The sequence below is a fragment of the Paenibacillus lautus NBRC 15380 genome (assembly GCF_004000945.1).
Taxonomy (GTDB): domain Bacteria; phylum Bacillota; class Bacilli; order Paenibacillales; family Paenibacillaceae; genus Paenibacillus_AQ; species Paenibacillus_AQ lautus.
Genome location: NZ_BIMF01000010.1, coordinates 53724 through 75066, shown reverse-complemented (window position 1 = coordinate 75066; position 21343 = coordinate 53724). Strand labels below are relative to the sequence as shown.

The window sequence follows — 21343 nt, the reverse complement described above, 5'->3', positions numbered from 1 at the left end:
AAAAGCTTCCCTGTCTTCGTGACAGGGAAGCCTTTTTGGGGTAAAAGTGCAAAAGCGGGAAACATAGAACATGCTACAGATATTAGGGCTGGTCCGCTAACAGTTTGACGGCATCTTCATGATAACCGGGCATGCGTCCTTCGGTCAGCAATCGCATCACCTGGCTGGCACAGTGGTCGGGCTCCAGATGCGGGATGCGCCGCCGGCCTGCTCCGTTACGTTTCTTTGTCACCTGATCATAATGATCCGACAGCAGGTTCAGCCATTTGTCGATGACGGAAGGAGAGTCCAAAATTTCCGCATAGCCTTCGCTGACAAAGAAATGGGAATTCACTTCTTCCTGTCCCGGGATAGGCTCATAGAACAGCATAGGAATTCCCTTGGCAGCTCCCTCCGTACATGTCATACCGCCTGGCTTCGTAATGAGCAAATCCGACACTTCCATGAGTTTATGTATATCGTCGCGATAACCGAGAACATGAATGTTGGGATGCTGAAAGATCGGGTCTTCGCGCATGCTGGCAACCAGCTTCTCGTTCTGTCCCATACAGAAGACCAGCTGGATATCATCGGCCCTGCTGGCCAGCTTGCTGAGCAGCTCCTTGTTGAATACGAGGCCCCATCCGCCCCCCATAATCAGCACGGTTGGCATGTTCTTTAATCGAAGCTCGGCTTGAAGCGCCTCTCGATTGCTTCTTTCCCAGAACTTGGGATGCACCGGAATGCCAGTCACATGAATGTATTCGGGCTGAATGTCCCGCAGCAGCAGCATCTGTTTCACATGAGGCGTTGATACGAGATATTCATCCACTTCCGGATTGACCCAGGTGCCATGGGCATCATAGTCGGTAATCAGCGTATAGAGCGGAACCTTAAGCCCTTGACGCTTCAGGCGGGAGACCACGGCATTAGGAAAGGGGTGGGTACATATGATGAGATCCGGTTTCAGCTGCTCGATGACCCGCTGGGCCTGCGCATAGAATATGCGGTGCAGCGCGAGCCGCGTCAGACGGTTTAACGATTTCTTATATTGCGAACGGTACAGCATGCCGACAAGGCGAGGCCGGGTGCTGACGGTTTTTCGATAAGCGGATAAGATTAACGGCCCCACGGTTGGATTCAAAAAATTGCCAAGCTCAATGACACGGCAGTGGATGCCGGGATTCATCCGTTGTATACCTTCAGCCAGCGCATACGCTGCTTGCGTATGTCCTGTGCCGAAACCCTCGGAAAAGAGGAGCACTCTTGTATATCGCATGGTTTCACCTACTTCTTTCTCCCTCTATCTTACAAAACAGGAATCATTTTTTGAAGAGCGGCGCGAAAAAAAAGAGTATGCATCATAAGTATACGCGCAAAAGGGAAAAGCATTTCAATTATTTTACGTCTGGGAGTCAGAGTGTACCCTACATTAGACGTCTTGATAAGATTTGAACCCTGCATTCAAAATATTAAAAAATTTAACGAAAAGATATTGCAATGAATCCGATAATCTGGTAAAGTGATTTTTGACCGAATGACCGAAAAAGTATTTTGGTCAGTTTTGGAATGAAGGCCAATTTTAAAAAGATCAAGAAGGAGGGGTAAGCATGTCAGCTGTGGACCGTCGGAAGCAGGTGCTGGATGCTGCCTCCAAGTCGTTTGCTTTATTCGGATATAAAGCGACGACGATGGAACAGGTGGCAAAGATTGCGAATGTAGGGAAAGGTACGATCTACACGTTTTTCACGAATAAGGATGAACTGTTTGACGAGATTTTGCTGTCGGCCATTATGGAGATGAAGCGTATTGCCGAGCGGGAGATTCGGAAGAACAGAGATTTCTTCGACAATCTGTATCGGGTGCTGGATGCACTGCTTGATTTCAGAAGCGAGCATGAGCTGTTCATTAAGCTATCGCAAGAGGTTCGGGATATTGGCACGCCGAAGGCGCATGAAGGGTTGACGAAGGTGGAGAATGGAATCGTCGGGTATCTCGAGGGAATTGTGGAGCAGGCCATATCGATCGGCGAGCTCAAGCCGCTGGATGCCCAAGTGGTATCCTTCGTGATGCTGAAGCTGTATGTTGCGCTCACGACGGACTTCAATCAGCTTCATAAGCCGCTGAGCAAGGAACAGATCAAGGAATATATGATGGTGTTCTTGGCTGACGGGTTGAAGGCCACTACGTAAGAAGGATGTAGGAACCTCCTTCGTGATGAGGAAGGCGGACTCTCTAGGCTTGAGGGATCGTCTTCCTTGGCAGGGATCGTTTTTTTTGGCCTAAACTGACCAATTGAGGATATCGGTCATTTTGTACTGGAATGTGATCTGCCATGAGGCAGATTCATGTCGGCTGGTTATCTAGAGAAAAAAAGGAGAGAGACTGGATGAAGTCATTATCTGTATTTGCAAAAGATCTTGGCGCTGCCGTTCGGAATAAAAAAATATTGATTCCGATCATCGCGGTGCTGTTCATACCGGTCATGTACAGTGGTATGTTCCTCGGGGCCTTTTGGGACCCGTACGGAAAGATGGAGGATTTGCCCGTCGCGGTCGTCAATAACGACCAGGGCGCTGTTTTTGAAGAAAAGACGCTTCACGCTGGCGAGGATTTGGTTGCCGAGCTGAAGAAGGGAAAAGATTTTAATTGGCAATTCGTTGATCGGCAGGAAGCTGAGCAGGGCATGAAGGATAACAAATACTACATGACCATCAGCATCCCCGAGAATTTCTCACAGCAGGCGACAACTTTAATGGATGACCATCCGCAGCCTGCGCAAATCGTATTTGAGCCGAATGAAGGCTACAACTTCCTGGCGGCCCAAATCGGCGGATCTGCGGTGAAGCAGATTCAGTCCAAGGTGTCCGCGAAGGTGACGGAAGCCTATACGGAAACTTTGTTCGATCAAGTCGCCAAAGTGTCCGATGGCTTGAGCGAAGCGGGAGACGGCGCAACCAAGATATCCGAAGGTGCCGTAAAACTGGATGACGGCGCCGTGAAGCTGAAGGAAAATCTGGCTAAACTCGTCAGCGGCACACAGGAGCTTCAGGATGGAATCGCACCTTTAACACAAGGTGTGCAGGAACTGAATAACGGTGCAGGCAAGCTGAACACAGGAGCTGGCACTCTTGCTTCCGGCTTGGATCAGCTGAAAGCGGGTCACAGCAAGCTGCAGGCCGGAGCTGAGGAAGCAAGCAAGGGGGGTGCCAAGCTGCAAGCGGGGATTGAATCTGCCGCAGCCGGCAGCACCGCTCTAAATGAAGGCCTGCAAGCCAACCAGGCAGGGGCTTCCCAGCTTGCGGCAGGCGCGAAAAGCGCTCATGAAGGCAGCAGCAGCCTGAAAGCCGGGCTGAATCAATCGCTGGAGGCGACGGCTTCCCTGGAGCAAGGCGCCAAAGCCGTTGCAGACGGATTGAAGAAGCTGGCTGAAAGTAATCCTGAGCTGGCGCAAAGTCCGGAGGTTCAGCAGCTGCTGGCTGCGAGCCAATCCGTTGCCTCCGGCACAAGCGGGCTGAATGCCGGCCAGAAACAGCTGGCACAAGGCGCAGCCGAGCTGAATCGAGGCACGCTGCAGCTGCAGGAAGGCGCCGGCAAGCTGAGCGCCGGAGCGAACCAGCTGGCTGAAGGCGGCAAACAGCTCGCAGCTGGCGGCCAAGAGCTGCTGGCTGGTGCCAAACAGCTGAGCGCCGGTCAAAGCCAATTGGCTGACGGCATGAAGCTGTTCGGCACGAAGCTGAGCGAAGCGGCAGCTGGCGGAAAGGAGCTCGCAAGCGGCGCAGCCACCCTTTCGCAAGGGACGGCGCAGCTTGCAGGAGGAGCGGGCAAGCTGGGAAGCGGCGTCACAACGCTTGCCGACGGCTCGAAAAAGCTGGATTCCGGAGCCGGTGAGCTGGTAAACGGGATGAGTGAATTGAAGGAAGGCAGCGGAGAGCTTGCAGGCAAGCTGAATGAGGCTGCCGACAAGACAGGCGATATCAAAACAACCGACGAAACGGTCACCATGTTTGTCGGACCGGTACAGGTTGAAGAGCACAAAGTAAACGAAGTGCCGAACTACGGTACGGGATTCGCACCATACTTCCTGTCACTCGGTTTGTTTGTCGGAGCTCTGCTCTGTACAATTATCTTGCCGATCCGCAGTGCATCGGTACCGAATGCATCGGGCTGGAACCGGTTTATCAGCCGTACGCTGTCCTTTGCCGGTATGGGATTGATTCAAGCGCTGTTGGCATCGGTCGTTATGTTGTACGGATTGAAGCTTGAGGTGCAGAGCGTTCCGCTCTTCTATCTCTTCTCCATCATTACGAGTTTGTCGTTCATGTTCCTGGTGCAAATGTTTGTAACCTGGCTGGATCAGCCTGGACGCTTCGTCGTCATCGTTATCCTGATTCTCCAACTGACAACAAGCGCAGGCACGTTCCCGGTAGAGCTGATTCCGAATTGGATGAAGGCATTGAATCCGCTGCTGCCGATGACTTACAGCGTAAAGGGCTACAAGGATGTCATTTCCACAGGAAGTTTCGACGGCATGTGGGCCAATGTGGGTGTACTGGCCGGATTCGGTCTCGTATTCCTGGCTCTGACCGCCGTGTACTTCCTGGCTACCCGAAACAGCAAGAAGGCAGCGGACACCGATACAGCCGTGACTGCATAAGCAAGATATCTATTATATGAAGGAAGAGGACTTCCCCGAAGGTCGATCAGATCTCGGGGAAGTCCTTTTTTATGAAGAGATGTTTGGAGCGGGATGGCGAGGAAATGAGATAAGGTGAACAAAACCGCCTGTTCGGAATGTTTTATTTGCATGTTTTTTTGCACTATTCTACATAAGTTTTAACTATGTATTGTGATAACTCTCATAAAAACAATTCTTATCAAATTCATAAAAACTTTGAATTGCCTGCACTGTATGACGGTGATAAAATATATAGAACTAATAAATCTTACGTGTCAGGTAAATGTTACCCCTTGCCGCTTTTGCACAATACTGCATCACCTCAAGACAGTGTTTCCACTGCAGGAGAGGATTGATGTCCAACCTTTATGATTTCTGTTATTGATCAGCAGCATTTTATTCTATACAAAGAAAGGTTGCATCTTATGAAACATACTGATTTTCCCCAGAAACAGGGCCTCTATGATCCGCAGTTTGAAAAAGATGCTTGCGGTATGGGTTTTGTTGCCCATATCAAGGGTAAACCATCCCATGAAATCGTTAGCAGCGCGCTGACCATGCTTGCCAATATGGAGCATCGCGGCGGACAGGGCAGCGAGCCGAACTCCGGTGACGGCGCTGGGATTATGTTGCAAATTCCTCACTCCTTCTTCTCCGCCGAAGCCGCGAAACTGGGCTTTGAGCTTCCGGAGGCCGGGCATTACGGTGCTGGCATGCTGTTCCTATCCCATGATCCTGCTGTCCGCTTGGCCCATGAGGACCAGTTGGCTTCGATTATTGCTGAAGAAGGTCAAACCCTGCTTGGATTCCGTGATGTACCCACCCATGATGAAATGCTGGGTAAATCCGCAAAAGCGGCAAAGCCGTATGTCCGCCAAGTGTTCATCGGACGAAGCGCCGACATTCAGGATGATCTCTCGTTCGAGCGCAAGCTGTATGTTATCCGCCGCCGTGCCGAGCTGGCGATCCGTTACAGCGGCAAGCCCGAAGGCGACAGCTTCTATGTATCGAGCCTGTCCTGCCGGAAAATCGTATATAAAGGCATGTTAACGACGGAGCAGGTAGGGGAATTTTACTTGGACCTGCAGGAAGAGGGATTGGAATCCGCTATCGCGCTGATTCACTCCCGTTTCAGTACGAACACGTTCCCAAGCTGGGAACGCGCGCATCCGTACCGCTTCATGATCCACAACGGCGAGATCAACACGCTGCGCGGAAATGTAAACTGGATGCACGCCCGTCAATCGCTGTTCGAGCATGAACTGTTCGGAAGTGATCTGGAGAAGGTGAAACCTGTCATCAACCCGGATGGTTCCGATACCGGTATGTTCGATAATACATTTGAGTTCCTGTATCTCAGCGGTCGTTCCCTGCCGCATGTGGCCATGATGATGGTCCCTGAGCCGTGGAGCAACCATGAGAGCATGGATAAGAGCAAAAAAGCATTCTATGAATACCACAGCACGCTGATGGAGCCATGGGACGGCCCGGCTGCGATGGCGTTCACGGACGGTGTTCAGATCGGGGCTACCCTAGACCGGAACGGGCTGCGTCCATCCCGTTATTATGTAACGAAGGATGATCTGATCATTTTGTCCTCCGAAGCGGGCGTACTGGATATTCCGCCGGAAAACGTGCTGTACAAGGACCGCTTGCGTCCTGGCCGGATGCTGCTCGTCGACACGAAGGAAGGCCGGATCGTCTCCGACGAAGAAGTCAAAGCAAGCATCGCCGCGGAACTTCCATACTCTGAATGGCTCGATGAGCATCTGGTAGAGCTTCATGATCTTCCTGAAGCGCCGGAACTGCCGGATCCGAAGCATGAAAATGTACGTCAGCTGCAACAGGCGTTCGGTTATACGTATGAGGAGCTGCGCAAAGTAATCGAGCCGATGGCGATCACGGGTGCGGAAGCTGTCGCATCCATGGGATACGATGCACCGCTTGCAGTGTTGTCCGACCGTCCGCAGCGGCTGTTCAACTACTTCAAGCAGATGTTCGCCCAGGTGACGAACCCGCCGATTGATGCGATTCGAGAAGAACTAGTCACTTCAACGGCAACAACAATCGGTCCGGAGCGCAATCTGCTGAAGCCGGAGCCGGAAAGCTGCCGTCACATCCGTCTGGACTCGCCGGTGCTCTCTAATGAAGATTTTGCGAAGCTGCGCCACGTTCGTCGTCCCGGCTTCAAGTCTATGACCATTCCGATCTTCTTCCCTGCAGCCGAAGGTGCACAAGGGCTTCGCCAGGCGATCGATACCCTCTGCGAGGCGGCGGACCGGGTTATTGCCAAGGGCCATAACATCTTGATCTTGTCGGACCGCGGCGTGGATAAAGACAATGCTGCGATTCCATCGCTGCTTGCCGTATCATCTCTCCATCATCACCTGATCCGTCAGGGAACCCGAACCAAGGTGGCAATCCTGCTTGAATCCGGTGAGCCTCGCGAAGTGCATCATTACGCCTTGCTGCTTGGTTACGGCGTGAGCGCGGTCAACCCGTATCTGGCGTTCGAAACACTGGATGACATGATTTCCGAGGGTATGCTTCGCGGGATCTCGCATGAGAAAGCCGTGAAAAATTACATTAAAGCGGCAAGCAAGAGCGTCGTCAAAGTTTTGTCGAAAATGGGGATCTCCACGATCCAATCTTATCGCGGGGCCCAAATCTTTGAGGCTGTCGGCCTCAAAGAAGATTTCGTAGAAAGCTATTTCACACGGACACCATCTCGTATCGGAGGTATCGGTCTCGAAGAAGTGGCCAAGGAAACCCTGGCCCATCACGAGCGTGCCTTCACCGATAAGGATGGGAACGATAAAGCGCTGGATTCAGCCGGTGAATATCAATGGAGAGCTGACGGGGAAGAGCATTTGTTCAACCCGAGAACCATCCATTTGCTGCAGCAGGCTGTCCGCACCAATGACTATGCAACTTACAAGAAATACGCAGAGCTTGTGAAAGGCGAGAATGAGCAGCACCTTACGCTGCGCTCACTGCTCGAAATCAAGCCGGTCGGCGAACCGATACCACTGGATGAGGTTGAATCCGTAGAATCCATCATGCGTCGATTCAAAACGGGCGCAATGTCATTCGGCTCGATCAGCAAGGAAGCGCATGAGAGCCTAGCGATCGGGATGAACCGCATCGGAGGCAAGAGCAATACGGGTGAAGGCGGAGAGGATCCGGCCCGTTTCATCCCGGATGCTAATGGCGATTCCCGCCGCAGCGCCATCAAGCAGGTGGCTTCGGGACGTTTCGGCGTAACCTCCAACTACCTGGTGAACGCGGACGAAATCCAGATTAAGATGGCACAGGGCGCGAAGCCGGGCGAAGGCGGACAGCTGCCGGGCCGTAAAGTATATCCTTGGGTAGCTGAGGTTCGCGGTTCGACGCCGGGTGTTGGCCTGATCTCGCCGCCGCCGCATCATGATATCTACTCCATTGAGGATTTGGCAGAGCTTATTTACGACCTGAAGAACTCCAACCCGCGTGCGGATATCAACGTGAAGCTCGTATCCGAGGTGGGAGTGGGTACGATCGCAGCAGGTGTTGCGAAGGGCCGGGCGGATATCATTCTGGTCAGTGGTTACGATGGCGGTACGGGTGCTTCGCCGCAAGGCTCGATCCGCCATGCGGGTATGCCTTGGGAGCTTGGCCTTGCCGAGACCCATCAGACGCTTATCATGAACAATCTGCGTGACCGCGTTGTGCTCGAGACAGATGGCAAAATGCTGAACGGACGCGACTTGGTGGTAGCGGCTCTGCTTGGAGCCGAAGAGTATGGGTTCTCTACTGCACCATTGGTTGCCATCGGATGTATCATGATGCGTGTCTGCCAAATGGACACCTGTCCGGTTGGCGTAGCCACTCAGAATCCGGAGCTGCGTAAGAACTTTACAGGAGATCCGGAGCATGTTGCCAACTTTATGCGCTTTGTCGCTCAAGACATGCGCGAGCTGATGGCAGAGCTTGGTTTCCGCAACGTTAATGAGATGATTGGACGTACCGACTGCTTGGATGCCGTCAAAGCGGATCATCACTGGAAGAAGAAAGGCGTGGATATTTCCGCATTGCTGTATACGCCGGAGCTTCCCGAAGGCAGCACTCGCTATCGTACGCAAAGACAGAATCATGGCCTGGAAGAAACGCTGGATATGCGTTCACTGCTCGCCAGCGCTGCGCCTGCATTGGAATCGGGAGCAGCGGTGGAAGGTACCTTCCCAATCACAAACGTGGATCGTGCAGTGGGTACCATTCTGGGCAGTGAAGTCACGCGCAAATACGGTGCTGCCGGACTGCCGGAAGACACGATTCAATTTAACTTCGTGGGTTCCGCAGGCCAGAGCTTTGGTGCCTTTGTGCCGAAAGGGATGACGCTGACGGTTGAAGGGGATGCGAATGACTATATCGGTAAAGGTCTTTCCGGCGGCAAGCTGATCGTGAAGCCTTCACCGAAAGCAACCTTCAAAGCGGAGGAGAACATCATTGCCGGTAATACCGCGTTCTATGGTGCTACAGGCGGTGAAGCCTACGTAAGAGGCATTGCCGGTGAGCGCTTTGCCGTTCGTAACTCGGGTGCGAACATTGTCGTTGAAGGTGTCGGCGATCATGGCTGTGAATATATGACCGGCGGCCGGGTAGTCGTTCTCGGGGAAACCGGACGGAACTTCGCAGCCGGGATGTCCGGTGGTGTAGCCTACGTCTATGATCCTGAAGGAACTTTTATGGATCGCTGCAATCTGGAGATGGTGCTCCTTGAGCGCGTGGAGGATGCAGCAGAAGCGGAAGAACTCCATCATCTGGTCCAGCAGCATGAGCAGTACACCGGCAGTGTGCCGGCACAGCAAATTCTAGGAGACTGGGATCAGGCGCTCAGCCGCTTTGTCCGTATCATTCCGAAGGATTACAAACGTATGCTGCTGCATATCGAAAAGGCTCAAGACCAAGGCCTGGCGGGTGAAGCTGCGCTCCTCGCCGCATTTGAGGCGAATATGAGAGAGCTGGCTCGTACAGGGAACTAGCCTCTGATGTTATGTTAATCAGAAACCACATTGTGTTCTTTAATGAATGCAATGTGGTTTTTTTTCATATATAAAATAAGCTGTGATGAGTGTTATTGATAAATTTGTATTTTTAAACAAAATATCACAAAAGAAAATTCGACAAAATTAGAACCCGAAGCATAGGACAAAGGCTCCACAAGACGACAGCATCATGTGGATTCGTTCGTTATAATATTGGTAAGTAAGTTGTTTAATAGGTTTGTTGCTGTATACATGGTAATTTCAACACGTATTTAGCAGCTGGGATGGAGAGGAAATTATAGATAAGCGAGGTAGTTGTGGAAATGAGTGTGGACAAGGAGAGAGGCTCCGGAAGCACCGAGCAGCGGCTTGACCAGCAGAAAACGAACATCGACATCAATAAGCTCATGACTCAATTGGGAATCCATCCTGATAAATGGCTGCAATTGGAGGAACGAAAAGATTAGATATGATCTCATGGTGACAAGAAAATCCCCGACATGTTGGGATAGTCGTATCCTACACGTCGGGGATTTGTAGTTCTTGGGCATGGAGCCGTTATTTCATGGCCCGTTCCATGCGAACAAATGCAATAAATCGCTTGGCTTCATCTTCAGTTAGCTTACGGCCGTCCACTGTAAGGTTAAAGCGTTCCAATAAATCCTCATCGGATAGTTCAAGTCCGTCCACAAACGATCGAACCTCCGCATCAAGCACCGTTTTTTCCTGTGTCGTTCTCCCGATCAGATAATCTATGGATACGTCAAACAGATCTGCCAGGCGGGTCAATGTTTCGAAATCGGGCTTGCGCCGATTTTTTTCATAATGGGATAGTGCAGCACGTGTAATACCGACAGAGGTAGCGAGCTCTTCCTGAGTCCACCCATGCTGTTCACGTAATTCAGATATTCGTTCTCCGTAGTTCACGCATTGATCCCCCTTTCGAATGGCTTGTATCTATAGAAGTTAGATGAATAGATCTAAAAGTTGAATTTGCCGATTATTATATACATAAAAAGACTACTTTTTATTGACTAGATACAATATGTATCGTATTATAAACATTAATAAGATACATATTGTATCTACAATGTAAAGGTTTGGGTACAGTTAGTATCATTTTATCCATTGCAGAAATGTCCCATACCAAAAAAATTATAATAAGGAGCGGATGGGTTACCTCCAATGTTACGAGAACGGCAACACCAAATTACAGTAAGGATTAGAGTCATGCAGATCGGGGAATTAACCATTCATGGGAAAAGTCATTCCGTTACGCCGCTAGAGTTGCTGCCAAGTGGTCTTGTATTCCTATGTCCTTGGGAAATACCGATTCATTCTAATGTTATATTGGGTTACGAAATTGATGATAATGTGGATCATATTTTGCTTTCGGGCCGCATTGAATCAAGGGGACTCTTTTACGGACGCCAATTGTATCATGCGGAATTCCATACAGACGTCGATAAAAAGACCCGAATCGTGGGTATGTTGAACCGAATGATGTTCGGTCACAACGAGTCGAATAAAATGAGTCTCTATAACTGAAACGTAATTCATGGATAGCCTGCAGCGAACAGGTATTCACGGATGAATCATTATCATGGTTTATTGATATTCTACTATATTTATGTTGCTTGGTCATTAGTTCTTTTACCTTAAATCCTTGTGCATGATGAGGGATAGATCTAGAATAATGTTGTTTTTTCCTACGATTAATGAAACTTCATTATATGATTTCATATGTAGATTTTTATTTAATCTTAAAATTGGAGTTGTATATCTAGTTCAATGTAATCATGAAACATCCTCGATACATATTTCTGCGAGTTCCCTTTCTCCTGACCCTTATTCACTACGAATTCAATGTATTTATTGATAAGCGAATGATAAAAAAGCGATATAACAAGACTTTCGCTCCACCATACCGATGATGAAGGAGATTCTTTAAGTCGTGATTCAACGTCGACCTATAACGGAACAGGATAAGGTCAACGCAATGGAGGGCATCACTGGATGAAAATGACAAGGAAATGGGTCCTGTGGCTGCTGGCTATTCTTGTACTGCTGCCTTCAGCTTATCTTCTGTATACGTATCAATCCATTAAAACGACAGCAAATCGGATTTACGAAGAACGGGAGCCTTCGCCATTTGTTCCAACCTTCGTACAGGATCGGACGACAATTCAGGTCGGAGAAAAGAATATGAAGGACGCTGATCCATTTACTGTTCTGGTTTTGGGCGTAGACCAAAGGCCCTACGATCGTGGGCGATCCGACGTCATGATATTAATGGCAGTAAACCCCGCAAAGGGGTCAGTACTGATTTTTAATATTCCACGTGATACTAGGACTGATATTGTAGGACATGGAACGGTGGATAAAATCAACCATGCCTATGCCTTTGGAGGCGTTGAGATGTCGGTCAGCAGCGTCGAGAATTTTTTGCAATTCCCTATCGATTACTACATTAAAGTGGACATGGAGGGCTTCTCCAGCATTGTGGATTCATTGGGTGGAGTCACCGTAAATAACCATATGCGTTTCGAATATGCTGGCTATGTCTTTGATCAGGGGAAACTGAACTTAAACGGTGATGAAGCACTGGCATTCTCGCGTATGCGGTTTGAAGATCCTAAGGGAGACTTAGGTAGAAATGCAAGGCAACGGGAGGTTCTGAAAGGGATCTTAAATAAGTTAATAAGGATTTCGACTGTCTTTAAACTGGAATCACTTCTGGACAACATTGGAAACAGTGTCAAAACGGATATTTCGTTTGAAGAGATGAAGATGTTTGTAACAGAGTACCGTCAAAAACTAAACAAGCTGGAGCAGGTTGAAATTGCTGGCCACGGTCAAAAAATGAATGGAATTTGGTATTATATCGTCGCTGATCAAGAAAGAGAAAAGATAACGTCTACTTTAAGAGCGTATATGGAATGACTCGTAACACAAAACCCCCTTTTTGACTAGAGGGGGTTTTGTGTGTGAAGTAGAATAACGAAGCTTTCGGTTATTTTGATTATATTGGAGTGGGGGGACTAAACAGACTATCTTCCAATGATTTGATCAATCGTGGTTTGAAATACGTCCGCTAATCTTGTTAGCGTTTCCAGATTTGGTTCTCTGCGGTCCTTTTCATAATGTGATAAAGAAGCCCGACTGATACCAATAAGCTCGGATAGCTCTTCTTGGGTCCAACCTTTTTGCTCCCGCAATTTTGCAATGCGAGATCCATATGACATTCATACTCACCTCTCTACAAGTTCCATTAATTTAGAGCAAACATACATAACATAAAACATCTAATATGATACAAAATGTATCCTAAATTCCGCTTATCGTCAATACATATTGTAGCAATTATTAAAAATTTAGAAAAAAATGTATCTTTCTTAATCACTCCGTTTTTAAGGATATTTCGGATTCTGTAGTCTCATCAGGATTTGATTTATTTACGTTTGACAAAGAGTAACAAGTTATATAGAATTTTTGTAGTGGATACATTTTGTATCATTCTGACATAGAATAGAAGCATCAATCCCGGAGAGGAGATGACGGGATGAAAGAAGTGATGATGTATTGCGTCAGTTGCTGTCGGATGCTTCCCATTGCCCAAAGCCACAGCTTGTATAAAACCGGCTTCTATAAGCATAATGTTCCGGCGGGAGTCTGCAAGGAGTGTCAATCGGCTTTGTTGGTGCATCGCAAGTAGACGGCTTCATTAAAAAGCAGTATAGGGGTCATGCATTTCAACAATTTTGTCCTTTGCTCTAGTATTGTATAATTGTGGAGATTGACATGATACAAGGGCAAAGGAGAATAGATTACATGAAGCAGGAACCGCTGGTAAGACTGCTCGGGGTTACGAAGAAAATCTCGTCCAAGGTTTTGGTAGATCATGTGACTTTAGATATCCCACCTGGACAAATCTTCGGGTTTCTTGGGCCGAACGGGGCAGGCAAGACAACGACCATTCGCATGATGGTCGGGCTGATGTCCATCACCCAGGGGGATATTACCATCGGGGGTTACAGCATACGGAAGAATTATGAACAGGCAGCCGCGCAGATTGGCGCGATCGTCGAGAACCCTGAGATGTATAAATTTTTATCTGGATATAACAATCTGAAGCATTTTGCGCGCATGATGCAGGGCATTACCAAGGAGCGAATCGATGAAGTAGTGGAACTTGTCGGGCTCGGGAATCGGATTCATGAGAAAGTGCAGACCTATTCGCTGGGGATGCGCCAACGGCTCGGCGTGGCACAGGCACTACTGCACCGACCGAAGCTTCTGATCCTGGACGAGCCTACGAATGGCTTGGACCCGCAGGGCATTCGGGAACTGCGTGATTATTTGCGCCGATTGACGCAGGAGGAAGGGACGACCGTATTCGTCTCCAGTCATTTGCTGTCTGAAATGGAGCTGATGTGTGATACCGTTGGCATTATACGTCACGGCAAGCTGATTGATATCCGGCAGCTGCGGACGGCCGAGGGAGAGCGGGTGTTTGAAGAGACGGCTTTTACCGTCAATGACGCGGATGCAGCGGCAGTACTGCTCCAAGAATTCCAAGTGTCAGCCCGCGATCACCGAATCATTGTCCGCGGCGACGAGAACATGATTGCGGATATCAACGCGGCATTGGTCGGGGCGGGCATACGCGTATATGCCATACAGCCGGTGACCCGGTCGCTAGAGGATCAATTTTTGGAAATGACGGGAGGGGGATCCGTTGTTGAATAACTTTACCCGTCTTGTTGCCAATGAGAATATGAAAATTTACTATCGCATACGGACATGGGTCATGCTGGGGATTCTTCTATTGTTTAATGCGGCCATGCCTACCATGCTGTACTTTACGAATGCGCCGATGGATGTCTGGACCGTATTTACATGGACGGAGAGTTTTACCATCTACCTAAGTACGATATTTACGGTGATCGTCGCGGCGGACATCGTGGCCGGGGAGTTTGCCGGAGGCACCATCAAATTGCTGCTGATTCGGCCGTGGAGCCGAGGGAAGATTCTGTTGTCTAAATTCACCTCCCTGATTCTATTCGGTCTGCTCTGTGCAGGAATCACGGCCGTGGTGGGGATCGCCATGTCGCTGCTCTTGTTCTCCGGCAACACCGGATTATCGAATGGATTCGAGGGATCGTCGATGAACAACTCGCTGCTTCTCCTGCTGACGGATACGATCCAAGCACTGGTCATCTCGCTGATTGCGTTTATGCTCTCTACGGTATTTCGTTCTGGCGGTCTGGCGATTGGATTATCGCTGCTGGTCCTGTTCACCAAGGATATTTTCGGTTTTATCTTTAATCCGGAGCGGTTTGAATGGGCGAAGTATTTACTCTTTCTCCACACCGACCTGAGCGGCTATATCCAGTCGCCTGTCGGACCGGGGGGAGTAGGGCTGGGTTTTTCCATCACGATTCTGGTTGTTTATTGCTTGTTGTTCATGCTCATCTCTTGGTTGGTCTTTACGAAGAGAGACGTGGCAGCCTAACATATAGTTAAGAAAAGAGCTCCTTCTGTCCGTGTGAATCACAGGATGGGAAGGGGCTCTTTCATTATGTCGGCTGAAAGAACGGGCCGATCGATATAAAACTGCCGGGTTCGGGTGGTCGCCGTCCATATGCTGGGTTAACCTGCTTCCGAGCGCTGGAGCGGCAGTGTGGTGTCCGTTGACTCCGCAGGTTCTTGACTGGAGGTTTGATGCTCCATTCGGCTAGCTCCATTTAGGAGTCCGCCTTCCATAACGATTAGGGAAGCGGCGTAAACATCCCCATACATTTGCCCGGTAGGCGTAATAGTCAGTTTGTTTTCCGCCGTCACATCGCCGTACACCTTGCCGGCGACGATGACTTCCCGAGCGGAGATATTGGAGCGGGCAATCGCTTCTTCGCCGATGGTGACACAGCCTTGGCTTTCAATGGAGCCGTTAAAGCGGCCGTCAATCCGCAGGTTTTCCTCGCATTGCAGCACGCCCTCAACTTCGCTTCCTGGTCCAATTAGCGTATCCGTTCGCTGGGAAGCCCGCTTGTTCTTGTTTTTCTTTTTCATATTACATTCCTCCTCATCATGAATGGATGGTGTTTACTGCAGATAAGGCAACGGGTCAATCGTCTGGTTGTTTTTGACGACCTGGAAATGAAGATGAGGGCCTGTGCTTCGCCCGGAGGATCCCAGCTTGCCAATGGCTTCACCTTGATCGACATGATCGCCTACCGACACGTCCAGACTGTCCAGATGCATGTACCAGGTCTCCAGACCATTCGGATGTTTGACCACGATATAAAGCCCTCGGGCTCCGCTGCGTTCCGCTGCCGTCACCTCACCGGCACCTGCAGCATAGATGGGATCGCCGGTTTTACCGGCAATATCGATGCCGGCATGATAGGCCGAACGCCCGGTAAAAGGATCGCTCCGATAACCGAAATTCGATGTCAGCCGTTTAGAGGTGGTTGGCCATAGAGAGGGCGTGCCTTCACGTTTCTCTTGGGTCTCCTGGGCTTGATCCAGCGTGCGCGGAATATGACGCTCCATGCGTGAAATCAACTGCTGAATCTCCTCGAAATCATCATGGGTCTCCCTTGCGAGACTTAACATTTCATTCTCATGAACGGCAATGAATTCCCCTCCGACATGCTGCTTATCCTCCGCTGTGATGGAGGAGGTCTGTCCTGACAAGCTGCCGTGCTTCTGAATAAACTGCTGAAGCTCCTGCTCCAGCTGCTGAACGCGCTCCATCTGGACCTTCGTTTGCTCTGCTTCACCCGACAGCTGAATGATAGCTTTGTTTAGGCGTTCTATGGCTTCTTCCTTGTCGGTAACTGTCACTTCCATCTTTAAAGCTTCCAGGCTTTTCAGCATCAGCTGCTGCTCCAGACCCGAGATCGTTTGAGCCGACTGGATTTGCAGGGAAACGATCAGTCCGGCGATGGACAAAATAGCGGCCGCGGGCACCGCTATCATGAGAGGCTTGGACAGATGGATCTGTTTGACTGAATGCTGGGCATCCCGAAGCACCAGCAGGGTTAAGCGTTGTTTACGGTGTGTGGTTTTCATGGCATCTCCCTTCCATACATCGTTTGTGGATCATGGTACCCGCTAGACTTGGCCAGCTCCTTATCTAGTATGTATTCTATTCTTTCGAAGAACATGTCAAAAATTATTAGATAAGAGAACTTATTCAGTATGGTGCTGCATTGGGTAATTGAATAAATACATATGAAATTGGTCAATGATGTAGTGTAGTTATTCGGTTCAAAATACCACTATTCTTCATGGTGAGGAGGCTGCCGGTATGGTGTGGCTTCTGGTTGCACTTATTATTTTTATTTTGCAGATGGTTGCAGTGCTGCTGCTGGAGTTTCGGAATCCGTCCAAAGCCGTGGCATGGCTGTTTATTTTATTTTGCCTCCCATTGATCGGGTTTGTACTCTATTTCTTTGTGGCAAGGGACTATCAGAAACGGTTGAAGATTCGCAAGCGGGGCTCCAGACTGTTTCAGGAGCTCAGGGGGCATCTCTGGGATCGGGCCGCTGTTGTCCGGCACAAGGAAGGTATGAACAATGCCGGTTTTCATCATAATGACCGTTTGTTCAATCTGCTCAATCACTTGTCGGAGAGTCCGATCACGGGGTGTAATCAGAGCCGCGTATTGACGGACGGGGAAGAGACTTATGCTGCTATGTTGAGCGCTATGGAACAGGCCAAACACCACATCCATGTGGAGTTCTATATCTTTCGTCATGACCGGATCGGCACGAAGTTTCAGGATGTCATGATTCGAAAGGCGCGAGAAGGCGTGAAGGTACGCCTGGTTTGTGACGGGCTGGGCAGTTATAAACTCAAGAAAACGTTCATTCAGCGGTTCAAGGAATCGGGGGTGGAGTTCTATTTCTTCCTGCCCGCCATGGTTTCGATGTTCAGCCGCAGAATCAATTACCGGAATCACCGTAAAATCGTCGTGGTGGACGGCATAATCGGTTTTCTTGGCGGGATTAACGTCGGGGACGACTATCTGGGGGAATACCCGAAAATGGGCTACTGGCGCGATACGCATCTGGAAGTAAAGGGAGATGCGGTGTACTTCCTGCAAAATGTGTTTCTGCACGATTGGAAGCTTGCATCCGGAGAGCGCATTGCGGATTTCGGGCTGTTCCCGAAGCATCAATGCACGGGGAAGGAGCAGGTGCAAATATTGAGCAGCGGACCGGATCTGAACTGGAATGCCATCCAGGAGATGTGCTTCGGTGCGATTTCCGTGGCCAAAGAGCGGATATGGATCACAACGCCATATTTCATTCCCGATGAAGGGATATATGAGGCGCTGAAGACGGCAGCGGTGAGCGGTGTGGATGTACGGATCATTATTCCGGATCGTGCCGATTCCCGCTTTGTGAAGATGGCAAGCTTGTCCTACGTGGAAGAGCTGCTGGCAGCGGGAGTTACTTTCTACGAGTATGAAAAAGGGTTCATCCATGCCAAGGTGCTCATTGTGGACGAGCTTCTCGGCTCGGTCGGTACGGCGAATATGGATATGCGGAGTTTCTTCTGTAATTTCGAGCTGACAGCCGTACTGTTTGATCAGCCCCCCATAGAACGGTTGGTTTCGGATTTTAAGGAGGATCTCAAACAGAGCCGACTGATTGACGCGGAGGTATTTCGTCAGCGCGGAAGATGGCAGAGAGCAGCCGAAATTTTGTGCAGGATGCTGTCACCCTTACTATAAAAAGGAATAACTTACATGAGATGTGAGAATGACGGAAATCCGAGTAAAAAGCAGGATAAACTGCGAAAAGACTATGTCCAGCTTTTGTTTATATGATAGAATATTTATAAGGGTTTCACTTATAAATATAAATTAGCTTAGCTTTCATAAGTTGAACGGGGGAGATTTATGTCAAGTGATGTGAAGATTCTTGCGCCAGTGAAAGCGGAGCAGCAGAAGCCGGAGAATCCCAAGGCAGGCTCAACCACCTTGAAGCTTCTCCGTCGTCTGGTGTTCTTAACTTTCGGTGCGGTACTGATGGCAGTAGGGCTGGAGATCTTTCTGGTACCCAACAAAATAATTGATGGGGGCATTACCGGCGTATCCATTATGGTTTCCCATATCACCAATGTTCCGCTAGGTATATTCCTGACATTGTTCAACCTTCCATTTTTGTTTATGGGGTATAAACAAATCGGGAAAACCTTTGCATTATCCACGCTGTTCGCCGTAGTGATCATGTCCATTGGAACTTATTTTCTGCATCCCGTCGATCCGATCACCATCGATCCGCTGCTTGCGGCCGTGTTCGGCGGCGTTCTGCTTGGTATCGGGGTTGGTCTTGTTATCCGGTCCGGCGGCTCCTTGGACGGTACGGAAATCGTAGCCATTCTGATCAACAAGAAGACACCGTTCTCTGTCGGCGAAATCGTAATGTTCATTAACGTATTTATTCTTGGCAGCGCTGGATTTATTTTCGGTTGGGATCATGCCATGTACTCGTTGATTGCTTATTACCTGGCGTTTAAACTGATTGACATTACAATCGAAGGCATTGATCAATCCAAATCGGTTTGGATTATCAGTGATAAGCATAAGGAGATCGGTGATGCGCTGACCCAACGTTTGGGACGCGGCGTAACCTATCTGGATGGAGAGGGCGCTTATTCCGGGGACAGCAAGAAGGTTATCTTTGTTGTCATTACCCGTCTGGAAGAAGCCAAACTCAAATCGATCGTGGAAGATTGGGATTCCCAGGCTTTTGTCGCCATCGGGAACATCCATGATGTGAAGGGCGGCCGCTTTAAGAAGAAGGCCATTCATTAATAACCATGAAGTGTTATGTTCCACCCATGTTGAGAGTTAACACGGGTGGAACATTTTTTTGTTTAAGGGGCATCTGCGTGCAAGCGAAGCGCCTTCTTCTCCCGCCCATATTGACGAATGATTCTTGTCATCGCCTGCACTGCCGCTGATTGTCCGACGGCCTGATTCACGGTTCCGGTGAAATAGAGACCTGATTCGGGGTGATGGAAGGCAAATGCGCCGGATTGCCCCCAGTGACCGATAAGTCCTCGTCTCAGGCCGAATGGAGAGAGCGGCTGTCTTGAAATGCCGATGCCATAGAAGAAGGGGCCAGGTGCCCATAGAAAATTCCATTGCCTCTGAAGCTCATCCAAATCGCTGATCGGAAACAAATCCCCGCTAAAAAAGGAGCGCAGGAATATCATCGTTTCCCTTGCCGTTGAGACAATGCCGCCTTCCGTTCCGATGGACGCCATGTATAGAGGAAGGTCCAAACGCTTTTTCTTATAATAGAAAGGAACGGGGCTGGTATCCTCGGGATCATCGAAAAAATACGTCTGTGTCAGATTCAGCTTGTCGAAGATGTACTCCTTGAATACGCTCTGAATGGATTCGCCCTTGATATTCTCGATCATTTGTCCAAGCAGCCTATAGTTGGTGTCGGAATATTGGGCTTTATTTCTTTGGCCAGGTTTGAATTTGGGCTTTTGCCGTCTGGCCGCATTCAATGTTTTGTCCAGACTCCAAGCCTGATCATGCCCGGCGATGAGATCCGAGAAGACGTCCCCGGAAAAATAATCCGGGATGCCTGACGTATTGGACATTAACTGTTTGACCGTGATTTCTTCGGTGTAATCCCTGTTCTCCATCATATGGAGTCCCGCCATGATCTCTTTTGAAAGGTATCTGCCGATTGGATCATCGAGCCCAATCCGCTGCTCCGCCCGTAATTTCAAAAGCACGGCTGTCACGTACAATTTGGTCACGCTGGCAATGAAATAGCGGTCCTCAGTCTGCATCTCCCCGCCGCTGCTGACAAGGGACAGGGATTGCTCCTGGTCCTCAACGCATAAAACCGTGCTAAACACATTCCTTTTATTGGCGAGCCGAGCCAACCATTCATCCAGAAGTGACTGCTCCAGGGATCTTCCCATTCACCATATACCTCCCACAGACTGTTATTTATCGATGCCTTATACAGCTTCACTTCTCCTGCTGTTTCCGCAAACGAGCGGCACGTATGAAATCTTCAGCGGCTTCGTCCATCATATGGATCATCTTGCTGTCATCCATACTCTCCGTGAACAGATCATTGGCTAGCATGACACATAGACCTGTCTGAAAGGTTTGCATTTTCAATAAAATAGATTGCAGCTCCTGATCAGAGAATCCCGCAAGCTCCGGGTCCTGCTTCATCAACACGATAATCTCACGAATTTGTTCCGGGGTATTCTTCATATGGGGATTGTTCTTCATAATCAAATCCCGGTAGAGCACAGGGTATTCCTTGGCGAATCGGAGACTTGCCATGCCGATATCCCGGAACGGCTGCCCGGATTGCTGCTCTGTAATCAATCCTCTGGCCACCTGAAGGGCCTTTTCGACGACCTGTTGAACCAGTTCTTCAGCATCGTTGAAATTGACATAGATCGGCGCGATGGAGCTGCCCAGACGTTCAGCTACTTTACGAATCGTAATGGACTCGATTCCATCGGTCTTGGCAATGTCAAATGCAGCTAGCACGATATCCTGTTTGGTGAACTTCGTTTTCGGTGCCATGGCTGTCTGCAACTCCTTGGATTAATTATATGTAGAACAATTGATATATATCATATGATATATAATAATTAT

The 21343-nt window shown here is 49.3% G+C and carries 16 protein-coding genes and 1 pseudogene; 10 read left to right on the top strand and 7 right to left on the bottom strand.

The window, feature by feature from the left end; genetic code table 11:
- Positions 1-82: 82 nt before the first annotated feature.
- A complete protein-coding gene (locus PLA01S_RS18095; protein ID WP_127593422.1) occupies positions 83-1258 on the bottom strand; it encodes an MGDG synthase family glycosyltransferase in 1176 nt (391 codons plus the stop codon).
- A gap of 331 nt (positions 1259-1589) precedes the next feature.
- Between PLA01S_RS18095 and PLA01S_RS18090 the strand changes: the two genes are divergently transcribed.
- From PLA01S_RS18090 to PLA01S_RS32035, 4 genes are all read left to right on the top strand, one after another.
- Positions 1590-2171 carry a TetR/AcrR family transcriptional regulator gene (locus PLA01S_RS18090; RefSeq protein ID WP_127593421.1) on the top strand — a complete coding sequence of 194 codons (582 nt, stop codon included), beginning with the start codon at positions 1590-1592 and terminating at the stop codon, positions 2169-2171.
- A gap of 197 nt (positions 2172-2368) precedes the next feature.
- Positions 2369-4636: a YhgE/Pip domain-containing protein gene (locus PLA01S_RS18085; RefSeq protein WP_127593420.1), complete on the top strand. Its 2268-nt coding sequence runs from the start codon at positions 2369-2371 to the stop codon at positions 4634-4636.
- A gap of 446 nt (positions 4637-5082) precedes the next feature.
- Positions 5083-9678: a glutamate synthase large subunit gene (gene gltB / locus PLA01S_RS18080; protein WP_127593419.1), complete on the top strand. Its 4596-nt coding sequence runs from the start codon at positions 5083-5085 to the stop codon at positions 9676-9678.
- A 326-nt stretch (positions 9679-10004) separates the two neighbouring features.
- Positions 10005-10148: a hypothetical protein gene (locus PLA01S_RS32035; protein ID WP_164817460.1), complete on the top strand. Its 144-nt coding sequence runs from the start codon at positions 10005-10007 to the stop codon at positions 10146-10148.
- Between the two features lie 91 nt (positions 10149-10239).
- On the opposite strand, the gene PLA01S_RS18075 is transcribed toward PLA01S_RS32035, so the two are convergent.
- Positions 10240-10608 carry a helix-turn-helix domain-containing protein gene (locus PLA01S_RS18075; RefSeq protein ID WP_076324736.1) on the bottom strand — a complete coding sequence of 123 codons (369 nt, stop codon included), beginning with the start codon at positions 10606-10608 and terminating at the stop codon, positions 10240-10242.
- Positions 10609-10866: 258 nt separating this feature from the next.
- On the opposite strand from PLA01S_RS18075, the gene PLA01S_RS18070 reads away from it, so the two are divergent.
- Both PLA01S_RS18070 and PLA01S_RS18065 read left to right on the top strand, forming a co-directional pair.
- A complete protein-coding gene (locus tag PLA01S_RS18070) occupies positions 10867-11229 on the top strand; it encodes a hypothetical protein (RefSeq protein ID WP_164817459.1) in 363 nt (120 codons plus the stop codon).
- A gap of 468 nt (positions 11230-11697) precedes the next feature.
- Entirely contained in the window at positions 11698-12624 is a 927-nt protein-coding gene (locus PLA01S_RS18065) for an LCP family glycopolymer transferase (RefSeq protein ID WP_127593417.1), read from the top strand.
- A gap of 110 nt (positions 12625-12734) precedes the next feature.
- Here PLA01S_RS18065 and PLA01S_RS18060 read toward each other — a convergent pair.
- Positions 12735-12926, bottom strand: a pseudogene (locus PLA01S_RS18060) (helix-turn-helix domain-containing protein); the annotation flags it as partial.
- A gap of 586 nt (positions 12927-13512) precedes the next feature.
- Here PLA01S_RS18060 and PLA01S_RS18055 point away from each other — a divergent pair.
- Positions 13513-14430: an ABC transporter ATP-binding protein gene (locus tag PLA01S_RS18055; RefSeq protein WP_127593416.1), complete on the top strand. Its 918-nt coding sequence runs from the start codon at positions 13513-13515 to the stop codon at positions 14428-14430.
- Entirely contained in the window at positions 14420-15196 is a 777-nt protein-coding gene (locus PLA01S_RS18050) for an ABC transporter permease (RefSeq protein WP_127593415.1), read from the top strand. Before PLA01S_RS18055 ends, PLA01S_RS18050 begins: the two co-directional genes overlap by 11 nt.
- A gap of 137 nt (positions 15197-15333) precedes the next feature.
- Here the strand turns inward: PLA01S_RS18050 and PLA01S_RS18045 are convergent, their stop codons facing one another.
- Both PLA01S_RS18045 and PLA01S_RS18040 read right to left on the bottom strand, forming a co-directional pair.
- Positions 15334-15753, bottom strand: coding sequence for a bactofilin family protein (locus PLA01S_RS18045; protein WP_127593414.1), 420 nt, complete (start codon positions 15751-15753; stop codon positions 15334-15336).
- A gap of 33 nt (positions 15754-15786) precedes the next feature.
- Positions 15787-16758, bottom strand: coding sequence for a M23 family metallopeptidase (locus tag PLA01S_RS18040; RefSeq protein ID WP_100539135.1), 972 nt, complete (start codon positions 16756-16758; stop codon positions 15787-15789).
- A 238-nt stretch (positions 16759-16996) separates the two neighbouring features.
- Here PLA01S_RS18040 and cls point away from each other — a divergent pair, with 238 nt between their 5' ends.
- Entirely contained in the window at positions 16997-18427 is a 1431-nt protein-coding gene (gene cls / locus PLA01S_RS18035; RefSeq protein ID WP_127593413.1) for a cardiolipin synthase, read from the top strand.
- Between the two features lie 168 nt (positions 18428-18595).
- Positions 18596-19513, top strand: a complete 918-nt coding sequence (locus PLA01S_RS18030) for a YitT family protein (protein WP_100539133.1) — start codon at positions 18596-18598, stop codon at positions 19511-19513.
- Positions 19514-19575: 62 nt separating this feature from the next.
- Here PLA01S_RS18030 and PLA01S_RS18025 read toward each other — a convergent pair whose 3' ends face one another.
- Positions 19576-20646, bottom strand: a complete 1071-nt coding sequence (locus tag PLA01S_RS18025) for a serine hydrolase domain-containing protein (protein WP_127593412.1) — start codon at positions 20644-20646, stop codon at positions 19576-19578.
- 49 nt (positions 20647-20695) lie between these two features.
- The gene (locus PLA01S_RS18020) at positions 20696-21271 is read right to left on the bottom strand and encodes a TetR/AcrR family transcriptional regulator (RefSeq protein ID WP_127593411.1); all 576 of its coding nucleotides are present in this window, start codon (positions 21269-21271) and stop codon (positions 20696-20698) included.
- Between the last annotated feature and the right edge of the window lie 72 nt (positions 21272-21343).

What these genes read in the sequence shown, in the direction of transcription:
- PLA01S_RS18055 (WP_127593416.1), top strand. Translation starts at nt 13,513, where the DNA reads ATGAAGCAGGAACCGCTGGTAAGACTGCTCGGGGTTACGAAGAAAATC.
- PLA01S_RS18020 (WP_127593411.1), bottom strand. Translation starts at nt 21,271, where the DNA reads ATGGCACCGAAAACGAAGTTCACCAAACAGGATATCGTGCTAGCTGCA.
- PLA01S_RS18040 (WP_100539135.1), bottom strand. Translation starts at nt 16,758, where the DNA reads ATGAAAACCACACACCGTAAACAACGCTTAACCCTGCTGGTGCTTCGG.
- PLA01S_RS18085 (WP_127593420.1), top strand. Translation starts at nt 2,369, where the DNA reads ATGAAGTCATTATCTGTATTTGCAAAAGATCTTGGCGCTGCCGTTCGG.
- cls (WP_127593413.1), top strand. Translation starts at nt 16,997, where the DNA reads ATGGTGTGGCTTCTGGTTGCACTTATTATTTTTATTTTGCAGATGGTT.
- PLA01S_RS18025 (WP_127593412.1), bottom strand. Translation starts at nt 20,646, where the DNA reads ATGGGAAGATCCCTGGAGCAGTCACTTCTGGATGAATGGTTGGCTCGG.
- PLA01S_RS18095 (WP_127593422.1), bottom strand. Translation starts at nt 1,258, where the DNA reads ATGCGATATACAAGAGTGCTCCTCTTTTCCGAGGGTTTCGGCACAGGA.
- PLA01S_RS18090 (WP_127593421.1), top strand. Translation starts at nt 1,590, where the DNA reads ATGTCAGCTGTGGACCGTCGGAAGCAGGTGCTGGATGCTGCCTCCAAG.
- PLA01S_RS18065 (WP_127593417.1), top strand. Translation starts at nt 11,698, where the DNA reads ATGAAAATGACAAGGAAATGGGTCCTGTGGCTGCTGGCTATTCTTGTA.
- PLA01S_RS18045 (WP_127593414.1), bottom strand. Translation starts at nt 15,753, where the DNA reads ATGAAAAAGAAAAACAAGAACAAGCGGGCTTCCCAGCGAACGGATACG.
- PLA01S_RS32035 (WP_164817460.1), top strand. Translation starts at nt 10,005, where the DNA reads ATGAGTGTGGACAAGGAGAGAGGCTCCGGAAGCACCGAGCAGCGGCTT.
- PLA01S_RS18030 (WP_100539133.1), top strand. Translation starts at nt 18,596, where the DNA reads ATGTCAAGTGATGTGAAGATTCTTGCGCCAGTGAAAGCGGAGCAGCAG.
- PLA01S_RS18070 (WP_164817459.1), top strand. Translation starts at nt 10,867, where the DNA reads ATGTTACGAGAACGGCAACACCAAATTACAGTAAGGATTAGAGTCATG.
- gltB (WP_127593419.1), top strand. Translation starts at nt 5,083, where the DNA reads ATGAAACATACTGATTTTCCCCAGAAACAGGGCCTCTATGATCCGCAG.